Genomic DNA, 10,081 nt, shown 5'->3' with positions numbered 1-10,081 from the left:
TGAATGTCGCCACCGCGAGACGGGCGAACATCGCCGGGTGCCGGCGCACGACCACGACCCGCTGCTCGCCGGGGAGCAGGTACCGGTCGAGGTTCATGGCCAGATATCTCGAACGAACACCGATATCTGGTGCAGGACGTGTCCCGCGCTGTCGGCGGCATGTCGCACCGTTGTAGCCGCGGGGTCGGGGGCTGTCACGACAAACCAGCCGACCAGGACGACGATGGCCCCAAGTCCCAGCTTCTGCCCCATGTCCGTCCACCTCGCGCCGCTAGAGGTTGAAATGAGCAGCAACAGATTATGCGAATCGTCGCCCGGATTGGTGGACCTGCTCGACCAGCGAATCGCGTGGAACGAACCCAAATGGTGGTTCGAGGGTCGGATCTCGCCCGGCAGAAGGTCCCCGTCCCGTCCCCGTCCGCGTTCACGGATTGGTCACTCCTCGGTCGTCCGACGCACCGCCGACGACGCGAACAGCACGCCCCCGCATGTTCAGGTGAAGACGCCTCGGCGAAGCACGTGGGCGACGGCTTGGGCTCGGTCCTTCACCTCGAGCTTCTTGTAGATGGAGCGCAGATGGGTCTTGACCGTCTCCTCTCCCACGACGAGCTCGTCGGCGATGGCCCGATTGCTCAACCCGTCGACGAGGAGGCCCAGGACCTCACTCTCTCGCCGGGATAGGCCGAGCTCGAGGCCGGGCCAATGCTCGCCGTCCATGTTTGCGGCGCCCAGGGTGATCCGGGTGGCAAGGGTTGGATCGAGGAGCACCGCTCCGTCGCGGATCTGCAGTAGGTAGTCAACCAGCTGATCACCGCTCAGCGACTTCAGCAGGTAGCCCGAAACGCCGAGGCGGAGGGCCTCCGACACGCTTCGCCCGTCGGCCTCGTAGGTGAAGATCACCACCTGAAAGGGGGCTTCCTCGGCCATCAGCGACGTGGACGGCTCGACCTCACTCGTCGCAAGGAGCTGCACCTCGACCAGCGCGATCTCAGCTCCGACCTCAGCGAGGCCGACAACGAGGTCCGCAGTGACCGGGACCGTGCCCACCACCTCGACCAGGTCGCGATGACGAGCCAGCATGCTCTGCAGGCCGGCCAGGGTGAGCTCGTCGCTGTCGACCAGGGCTACACGAAGCGGATGGGAGCAACCTGGCGCCATAGCACCGTCTTCAGCAGAGACCGTCGTCATTCGGTGATCAGCTATTCGGGTGGTGCATCAGCCACGTGCCGATGCCCCCCGGGCCTGCTGGGCGGTGCAATGTCCCCCATAGATGCCTTCGCCGGCCCCCGAGGAGGGAACTTTCTTCTCATATTGGACAACTCCCGCGGCATGTCAGCTGCAATAGACGTGCTGCGTGCCCAATCCGCCCACCGTCCGCACCAGAGATACCTGGCCGACAGCGATTAGCGTAAGGGTCGGGGACGACTCTGACAAGGCCCTCGAGACAGCGGATGGGTCCTGTCGGGAGAAGCGACACCACACCTTGGTGGAGGGCTACCGAACATAAGGGGCGATAGTGATCCGCAAAAAGACCCGCGATGTTTCCGCTCGCATTTCTCTTCAATGATGGCGAAGCCCCTCGTCGAGTGACGAGGCGCGCGACGCCTGCGGTCGTTCGGCTCGCTTTCTTCGAGTGATTACTCTTAGAGTGGTCGGGTGGAGTACCGCGTGGAAGAGCTGTCTCGGGCGGCCATGGTCTCGGTCGATACGATCCGCTTCTACCAGGCCAAGCGGCTCCTGCCCCCGCCCAGGCGCACCGGTCGGGTGGCGATCTACGACGACGACCACTTGGAGCGGTTGCGAGAGATCCGTCGGCTCCGAGGGCGCGGCTTCACCCTCGGCGTGATCGGCCGAATCATCCGCGAGGAGCTCGGCCGCGCTGATGAAGCTCTCGTGGAAGCCGTGGTCGGAGGGGCCGACGAACGGCGCCCCGACGGCTCGCCCGAGGAGTTCCTCACTCTCTCCGAGCTGGCGGAGCGGGCCGGGGTGCCCGTGGCCCTGCTGGAGGCCCTGGAGAGGGAAGGGGTCCTCATCCCTCGCCGCCACGAGGGGGAAAGCCGATACACCGACGCGGACAGCGCCGCCTTGCGGGCGGGTCTGCGGCTTCTCGAGTACGGACTGCCCCTCGGTGATGTTCTCGAGCTGGCCCGCCTGCACGGCCGGTCGGCACGGGCGCTGGCAGAGCGGGCGGTCGAGCTTTTCGACGAACACGTTCGCCACGCCCTTCGCGGTGAGGGAGCGGAGGATGCCGAGGCGGCAGCCCGCCTCGTCCAGGCCTTCGATGCTCTCTTGCCGGCGACCGTCTCCCTGGTCGCCCACCACTTCCGGCGAACACTGCTGGCGGTGGCCCAGGAGCACATCGAGGCGGTCGGCGATCAGGACGAGGTGGCGGCGGTGCGATCCGAGGCGTTGCGTCGTCTCGAGTGGCCCTTGGCGGTGGAGAGGTGACCTTGGACGCGACAGACTCCCTGCCTCAGGGCGCCGAGAAGTCGCGCCGCGTGACGGCGATGTTCGACGCCATCGCCCCCCGCTATGACCGCATGAACCGGCTCATCACGTTTGGCCTCGACCGGAGCTGGCGCCGCCGCACCGTGGCCGCCCTCGGGTTGCCGCGCGGGGCGATCGTGGTCGACCTCGCCTGCGGGACGGGTGACCTGTGTGTGGAGCTCGGGCGGGCGGAGCTCGCCGCCCTCGGGGTCGATCTGTCTGCGGGCATGCTCGGGGCCGCCCACACCCTGGCGCCGCTGGTTCGGGGCGACGTGGACGTCCTCCCGCTGGGGAAGGCATCGGTCGACGGTGCGACCTGTGGGTTCGCTCTCCGGAATCTGGTGAGCCTCGACGTGTTCCTGGCCGAGCTCGCCCGGGTCGTGCGTCCGGGCGGTCGCATCGCGCTGCTGGAAGTGGCCGAGCCGACCAACCCTGCTCTGCGGCTCGGCCACCGCGTGTACTTCACCGAGGTGGTGCCCCGGCTCGGAGCGGTGCTGTCCGACGGGGCGGCGTACCGCTACCTGCCCCGCTCCGTCGCCTACCTGCCGCCTCCGGACTCGCTCGTTGCCATGGTCGCCGCTGCAGGCTTTCCGGACACTCGTCGGCACATGCTCTCGGGCGGCATCGTGCAGCTGCTTGTCGGGACGAGATCGTGACGGGCCGCGCAGGACTGGCAAGGCGCGGGGCACTGGTTGCGAGGACGTTCGAGCTTGGGTCCGAAGTAGACCTGGCTTGTGTTGCGGGGCAGCACGGCGTGCTCTGGCAGAAGGCGGGGACGGGCTTTGCCGGCAGGGGAGTGGCGGCGAGGGTGAGAGTGGCTCCCGGGCGACCGGAGTTGGCGGCGGCAGATGTCAGCGAGATCCTCTCCGCGATCGAGGCGGACGGTGCGCACCCGCCGGTCGCAGTCGGGGCTCTTCCGTTCTCGGGTTCGATAGAGGGTCAACTGATCGTTCCCGAGCTGCTGGTGCGGCGCGAGCACGACGGCGCGACTTCGCTCACCATCACCGGTTCCGACCCCGACCTCGAGTCTGCCGTCGGCGCGGCCCGGTGGGAGGACGAGCGCTCAGGTGTGAGCGATTCGGTGCGGCCGACAGATTACGTGGTGCGGTCAGTGACCGATGTGCGCCGCTGGACCGAGCAGGTTGCCGATGCGGCTCGGGCCGTGGCTGCCGGCCGTCTCGGCAAGGTCGTGCTCGCTCGCGTGGTGGCGGTGACAGCGAACGGCACTATCCCGGTGGCCGAGGTGGTGCGACGCCTCGGAGCTGCGTATCCGTCCTGCATGGTCTTCGCCGCCGATGGGTTCGTTGGCGCCAGTCCGGAGCTGCTCGTCGCCCGTGAAGGTGAGAGGGTACGGTCCCAGCCCCTCGCCGGCACCGCCTCGCGGCACGGCACGCCGGGCTCCGATCTCGACGCCGAGTCCTCGCTGATGACCTCGGTCAAGGAGCGTCAGGAGCACCGCCTCGTGGTCGATGCCGTGGAGAGGACGCTCACTCGCTTCTGTCACGTCCTCGAGGTCCCCGACGCTCCCTCGCTCGTTCCCGTCGGGATCGTCGCCCATCTCGGCACTGCCATCGAGGGCCGGCTCACTGACACGCGCCCATCGGCGTTGGAGCTGGCGTTGGCGCTGCACCCGACGCCGGCAGTGGCGGGGACCCCGACCGAGGCCGCCTTAGCCCACATCGCTGCGGTGGAGGGGATCGACCGCGGGCGCTATGCGGGACCGGTCGGATGGGTGAACGCGGCCGGAGACGGTGAGTGGGCGGTCGGCATACGCTCGGCGGAGCTGGCCGGCGGTACCGCCCGCCTGGTGGCCGGAGCGGGGATCGTCGCTGAGTCGGTCGCCGAGGCGGAGCTGGCCGAGACCGAGCTGAAGCTCCAGCCCATGCTCAACGCCATCGTGCGGCCCTGAGGCTGCCCGCTCGCAGGCGAGAGTCCGCAGACCGTCACACCCGGTACTCGTCAGCCTCCTCGGCGGCCCGCTCCTTCGAGGGCAGCGGCGACGGCAGCCTGGAGCTCGTCGTGTATGCGCACGTTCGCCCGTTGCTCGGTGCGGACCACGACCACGGTCGTCGCTGCCGCCTTGAACCCGGCCTGCACGGCCCGGTCGAGCTCGTCGACCCGGTCGACCTCACTGGTGGCGAGGCCATGGAGCCGCGCCAGGCCGGCCAGGTCGAGACCATGGGGCGTGGCGAAAAGGCGCTCGAAATCATCCTCGGCTAGCGCCGAGGCCTGGGGCAGGAACGAGAAGATGCCCCCGCCGTCGTTGTCCACGACCACCATGACGCAGTTCAGCCCTCGAAGAGCGGCGCCGAGCAGCGCTCCGGCGTCGTGCAACAGGGCGAGATCGCCGAGGAGCCCGGCGGTCGGGCGGCCGGGACGGCTGGCGGCGGCGCCGAGGACGGTGGACACGACGCCGTCGATGCCGTTGGCCCCCCGGTTGGCGAGCACGCGCACGTCCCCACGCGGCCTGGCGAACCACTCGACATCGCGGACCGGCATCGAGGACGACACGACGAGCGTGGTCTCGTGGGGAAGACAATCGACCAGAGCCCGGGCGATCCCTGGCTCGGTCGCCGTCCGATGGCGGGCCAACACGCCATCGACGGCCTCCTGGGCGGTGGACTCGGCGGCAGCCCAGGCCTCGAGCCAGCCGGGCGAACAGGGGGCGGGCCGGTTGTGGGCCATGGCCCGGAACGTCGCACCGGGATCGGCCTCGACGACCACGTGGGCCGTTCGCTCGGGATCGAGCCATGAGCCGTACGTCTCGACGGCCACCTGGTCGGCGCCGGAGGTCGCCAGCCATCCGGCCAGAACCTTGGACGCCGGCGGTGCCCCTGCCCTCAGCACGACCTCGGGGGTCAGCTCGGTGGCCAGAGGACCGTGCCGGAGCAGGGCGTCGAAGGCGGCAATGGTGGTCCGCCCAGGCCGGCGACAGCCGGAGCGGGGATCGGCCAGCACCGGCCAGCCGAGGACGCCCGCCAGCTCGTGCACGCCGTCAGGATCGCCGGAGCCAGCACCGGCCACGATGACACCTCGGCGGTTGGAGGATTGCCGGATCAGCTCGGCGATGGTGGACGGTGAAGGCAGCCCCGAGCGCACCGATCGGTGCCAGGGCGCCCCGTCGGCCCGACCGGCCGGCAGCGAGCCGGGCTCACCGACGAGGGGCTCCCGGAAGGGGAGGTTGAGGTGAACTGGACCTGGCCGCCCGCTCGCCCCGACCGCCTCGCAGAAGGCTCGAGCGCCGAGCGAGCGCCACGTGCTCTCCCCGGAATGATCTGGCACGCCCGGGTCGGCGCGCCAGCGCAGTGCCGGATCGTAAAGGCGCGACTGGTCGATCGTCTGGGGAGAGCCGACCCCGTGCGCCTCCGGAGGCCGGTCCGCGGTGCAGGCGATGAGCGGGACCGCAGCGTGGTGGGCCTCGGTCACAGCTGGGAGCAGCTCGGCTGCCGCCGTGCCGCTCGTGGTCACCACGACCGCGGGCCGGCCGGACGCCAGCCCGATTCCAAGGGCGAAGAACGCCGCCGAGCGCTCATCGAGGAAGACGTGCAGCCGGATCCGTTCCTCGGCGCGCAGCGCCAGCAGCATCGGCGTCGAGCGCGAGCCCGGCGTCACCACCGCGTCGGTCACCCCGGCGCGGCGCCACTCGTCGACCAGGGTGGCGCAGAACGTTGCGGCTATGTCCACGGCCTCGCCATCGCACCCGGCCCACCCGTCGGTGGTGCAACGATGACTCCGTGCTGCATGCCGAGGTCGAGGGGTCCGGTCCCCGCACGGTCCTGGTCCACGGATTCACCCAGACGCGGCAGTCGTGGGGCCCGGTAGGTCTCGCCCTGGCCCGGCGTTTCGAGGTATTCCGCGTCGACGCCCCCGGCCACGGGGGCTCGTCGGAGCTCACCGCCGACGTGCCAACAGGGGCTCGACTGATCGGCGCCGTCGCCGGGCAGGCGAGCTACCTCGGCTACTCGATGGGTGCCCGCCTCTGCCTGCAGCTGGCCCTCGATGCGCCCACGCTCGTCCGGTCCCTGGTGCTGGTCAGCGGCACCGCTGGCATCGCGGATGCCGAAGAGCGGCAACGGCGGCGATCGGCGGACGATCGCCTGGCGGCCGAGCTCGAGCAGATCGGGCTCGAGGAGTTCCTCCACCGGTGGCTGGCAGGCCCGCTGTTTGCCTCGCTCGGGCCAACCGAGGCCCAGCTCGACGCCCGGCGCGAGAACACAGTGGAGGGACTGGCGGCCAGCCTGCGGCTCGCCGGGACGGGCGCCCAGGAACCCCTGTGGTCGCGGCTCCACGGGTTGGTCATGCCGGTGCTCGTGGTCGCCGGCGCGAAGGACGCGGTGTTCTGCGATCTGGCGAAGACCATGGTGACCGCCATCGGGTCGAACGCCGAGCTGGCGCTGGTTCCCGACGCCGGCCATGCCGTCCACCTCGAACGCCCAGAGGCGCTCCTCGCCGTGGTCGAGCCGTTCCTCGGTCGATCGGAGACGACCGCGCCGCGCCAATAGGTCGGTGTTCAGCGGGGCCACACCCCCAGAGCGAGGGTGCCGGCGAACACGATCTGCAGACGAGCGGTGTCACCGAGGGCCGCCACCAAAGGGAGGCCTTGTGCGCCAGAGAGCACTCGCCGGATCGGGCGGACTGCCAGTGGAGCGACAGCCAGCGCGATCAGCGCTCGTGGACGGTCAATGGCGATGAAGACCGGACAGAGCAGGGCAACACTCACCAAGGCGACGTAGAAGCGCCGGGCTCCGTGGTCTCCAAGGCGTACTGCGAGCGTGCGCTTGCCTGCCAGCGCGTCACGCGGACGGTCGCGAAGGTTGTTGACGGCAAGGAGCGCAGCAGCGAGCAGGCCGAGCGGTACCGATGAGGCCAGGGCCAGGCCCGACACGTGTCCCGCCTGCACAAAAGCAGAGCCCGTCGTGGCTACGACCCCGAAGAACACGAACACGAAGATCTCGCCCCAGCCGCGGTACCCATAGGGGCGGGGTCCGCCGGTGTAGGCCCACGCCGCGCCGATGCTGGCGGCCCCGACGAGCAGCAGCCACGGCTGTACGGCGATCGCCAGGGCCGCCCCAGCGGCGGCGGCGACGGCGAACGAGAGGACGGCAGCGGCACGGACCTGGGCCGGCGCGGCCAGGCCGGAGGCCACCAAGCGGGTCGGACCCACGCGTTCACTGTCGGTGCCTCTGGTCCCGTCCTGGTAGTCGTTGGCGTAGTTGACGCCGACCTGGAGAGCGAGGGCGACCACCAGTGCCGCCACCGCCCTCCACGCTCGCAGCGGTCCCTCGCTGGCGGCGACCGCGGTGCCTACCAGGACGGGCGCTATTGCAGCCGGCAGCGTCCTCGGCCTCGCCCCCAGCACCCAACGGTTGCTCCCGGGTCGCACGCGACCCTCACGGACGCCGGGGGAAGCGAGCGAAGTCGGGAGCGCGCTTGTGCAGATAGGCGTCACGCCCCTCCTGCGCCTCGGTGGACGAGTAGTACAGCAGCGTGGCGTCTCCGGCCAGCTGCTGGATGCCCGCCAATCCGTCGTCGACAGCGTTGCAGGAGGCCTTGATCATCCGCAGGGCCAGCGGCGAGTGCTCGAGCATGCGTCGGCACCACTCCACGGTCTCGTTCTCGAGCTGATCGAGCGGCACGACGGCGTTCACCAGACCCATGGCGAGCGCCTCGTCCGCGTCGTACTGGCGGCAGAGGAACCAGATCTCCCTGGCCTTCTTCTGTCCGACGACGCGCGCCAGCAGGCCGGAGCCGTAGCCCCCGTCGAATGATCCCACCCGGGGACCAGTCTGGCCGAAGCGGGCGTTGTTGGCCGCGATCGTGAGGTCGCACACCACGTGCAGGACGTGGCCGCCGCCGATGGCGTAGCCGGCGACCATGGCCACCACGGGCTTCGGGGTGCGACGGATCTGGATCTGGAGATCGAGCACGTTCAGGCGACCGACGCCGTGGTCGTCGACGTAGCCGTCGTCACCCCTGACACGCTGGTCCCCACCCGAGCAGAAGGCCTTGTCACCCTGGCCGGTCAGGACGATCACCCCGACCTGCGGATCGTCGCGGGCGGCGTTGAAGGCGTGACTCAGCTCGAACAGGGTGCGGGGCCGAAAGGCATTGCGGACCTCGGGCCGGCAGATCGTGATCTTGGCGATCCCCTCGGCGGTCTCGTAGGCGATGTCTCCGTAGTCGCCCGATGAGACCCAGTTGGGCTGGGTCGTCGACGCCGTGAGCCCGGCTTCTCCCGAGCTAGTGCTTCCCGAGCTTGCGCTTCCCGAACGAATACTTCCCAAGCTGCTACTCCTAGAGTAGTTACTCGTACAGTGGGCTACCGTAGTCCGCCGTGCCCTCCCTTGTCGCCTTGGCGATGCCCGGCGGTCCGGGGTTCGTGACCGAGCTGCGCAGAGCTTGGGACGCCGGGGACGCCGTGCTCCCGGTCGACACCCGTCTCCCGCCCCGTGCTACCGATCGGCTCCTGGACGTTCTCCGACCGGAGATGGTGGTCGACGGCCACGGTGAGCGATGGAATCGTCGACGCAGCCTGCCGGTCGAGGCCGGCGACTGCCTTGTCGTCGCCACGAGCGGCACGACGGGCGAGCCGAAGGGAGTTGTGCTCACCCGCGACGCGGTGGCCAGCTCGGCCACGGCCACCAGCACCCGCCTCGGTGTCGATGCCCGGTCCGATCGGTGGCTGGCCTGCCTCCCGGTGGCTCACGTCGGCGGGTTGGCAGTGATCACCCGTGCCCTTCTCACGGAGACCAGGTTGAGCGTGGTCCCTCGCTTCGACGCCGGCGAGGTGGCAAGAGCTGCTCGCGTTGATGGCGCGACCCTCGTGGCCCTCGTACCCGCCACTCTCGCCCGGGTTGATGCTGGCCTCTTTCGCGCCGTGGTGCTCGGTGGTAGCAGGCCGCCCCCCAGCCTTCCGGCGAACGTGATCACGACCTACGGCATGACCGAGACGGGTAGCGGGGTCGTGTATGACGGGCGAACGCTCGACGGCGTCGAGGCGCGGGTCGTCGAGGGAGAGATCATGCTCCGCGGGCCGATGCTGCTGCGCTGCTATCGCGACGGCCACGACCCCAAGACCTCGGACGGGTGGCTTCCCACCGGCGATGCGGGAACGGTCGAGCCGGACGGACGGATCTCGGTCCTGGGCCGCATCTCGGAGCTCGTGATTACCGGCGGCGACAACGTGTGGCCCCACGCCGTCGAGGCGGCGATCGCGACCCACCCTTTGGTCAGCGAGGTGGCGGTGGGCGGCCGGCCCGACCCGGAATGGGGCGACCGGGTGGTCGCGTGGGTCGTCCCCAGCGACCCCGCCGAACCACCAGATCTCGGATCGTTGCGCACCTTTGTGGCCGATCAGCTGCCCGCCTACGCCGCGCCCCGGGAGTTGGTCCTCGTCGCCCGGCTGCCCCGCTCCTCGCTGGGCAAGGTGGCCCGCCACAAGCTGCGGTGAGTCGCGGTCTCTTGTCGCCGCTCGGTTGCAGCATCAGACGGGGACCGCCAAGCGGTCGAGGAGTGCCGGGTCCGCATCGACCGGCCTGACGTCGACCGTGCCGCGGCGCGGCAGCAGCGGATTGTCGGTGACGTCGGCGCCAAG

At 70.0% G+C, this 10,081-nt stretch carries 9 protein-coding genes; 5 read left to right on the top strand and 4 right to left on the bottom strand.

The features are described from left to right. Positions 1-492 precede the first annotated feature (492 nt). Complete coding sequence (locus VGF64_12985) at positions 493-1,158, bottom strand: response regulator transcription factor (protein HEY1635669.1); 666 nt, start codon at positions 1,156-1,158, stop codon at positions 493-495. Between the two features lie 498 nt (positions 1,159-1,656). Between VGF64_12985 and VGF64_12980 the strand changes: the two genes are divergently transcribed. The 3 genes from VGF64_12980 (at position 1,657) to VGF64_12970 (ending at position 4,396) form a co-directional block, all read left to right on the top strand. Next, positions 1,657-2,448 (top strand): MerR family transcriptional regulator, encoded by a 792-nt coding sequence (locus VGF64_12980; GenBank protein HEY1635668.1) that lies wholly within the window; start codon positions 1,657-1,659, stop codon positions 2,446-2,448. A gap of 2 nt (positions 2,449-2,450) precedes the next feature. Beyond that, a complete protein-coding gene (locus VGF64_12975) occupies positions 2,451-3,143 on the top strand; it encodes a ubiquinone/menaquinone biosynthesis methyltransferase (protein HEY1635667.1) in 693 nt (230 codons plus the stop codon). Between the two features lie 98 nt (positions 3,144-3,241). Further along, positions 3,242-4,396 (top strand): isochorismate synthase, encoded by a 1,155-nt coding sequence (locus VGF64_12970; protein HEY1635666.1) that lies wholly within the window; start codon positions 3,242-3,244, stop codon positions 4,394-4,396. 50 nt (positions 4,397-4,446) lie between these two features. On the opposite strand, the gene menD is transcribed toward VGF64_12970, so the two are convergent. Next, positions 4,447-6,171: a 2-succinyl-5-enolpyruvyl-6-hydroxy-3-cyclohexene-1-carboxylic-acid synthase gene (gene menD / locus VGF64_12965; protein HEY1635665.1), complete on the bottom strand. Its 1,725-nt coding sequence runs from the start codon at positions 6,169-6,171 to the stop codon at positions 4,447-4,449. Between the two features lie 50 nt (positions 6,172-6,221). On the opposite strand from menD, the gene VGF64_12960 reads away from it, so the two are divergent. Further along, positions 6,222-6,989 (top strand): alpha/beta fold hydrolase, encoded by a 768-nt coding sequence (locus VGF64_12960; GenBank protein ID HEY1635664.1) that lies wholly within the window; start codon positions 6,222-6,224, stop codon positions 6,987-6,989. 8 nt (positions 6,990-6,997) lie between these two features. Here VGF64_12960 and VGF64_12955 read toward each other — a convergent pair whose 3' ends face one another. Further along, the gene (locus VGF64_12955; protein ID HEY1635663.1) at positions 6,998-7,846 is read right to left on the bottom strand and encodes a 1,4-dihydroxy-2-naphthoate polyprenyltransferase; all 849 of its coding nucleotides are present in this window, start codon (positions 7,844-7,846) and stop codon (positions 6,998-7,000) included. A 31-nt stretch (positions 7,847-7,877) separates the two neighbouring features. Beyond that, the gene (gene menB / locus VGF64_12950; GenBank protein HEY1635662.1) at positions 7,878-8,771 is read right to left on the bottom strand and encodes a 1,4-dihydroxy-2-naphthoyl-CoA synthase; all 894 of its coding nucleotides are present in this window, start codon (positions 8,769-8,771) and stop codon (positions 7,878-7,880) included. 50 nt (positions 8,772-8,821) lie between these two features. Here menB and VGF64_12945 point away from each other — a divergent pair, with 50 nt between their 5' ends. Beyond that, complete coding sequence (locus VGF64_12945; protein ID HEY1635661.1) at positions 8,822-9,937, top strand: AMP-binding protein; 1,116 nt, start codon at positions 8,822-8,824, stop codon at positions 9,935-9,937. Positions 9,938-10,081: the final 144 nt, after the last annotated feature.

It is taken from the genome of Acidimicrobiales bacterium (assembly GCA_036491125.1).
Classification (GTDB): Bacteria; Actinomycetota; Acidimicrobiia; order Acidimicrobiales; family AC-9; genus AC-9.
This window is presented reverse-complemented; position numbering and strand designations above follow the sequence as displayed.

Excerpts from the sequence above, each read along its gene's own strand:
- VGF64_12985 (HEY1635669.1), bottom strand. The coding sequence starts at position 1,158 with ATGGCGCCAGGTTGCTCCCATCCGCTTCGTGTAGCCCTGGTCGACAGC.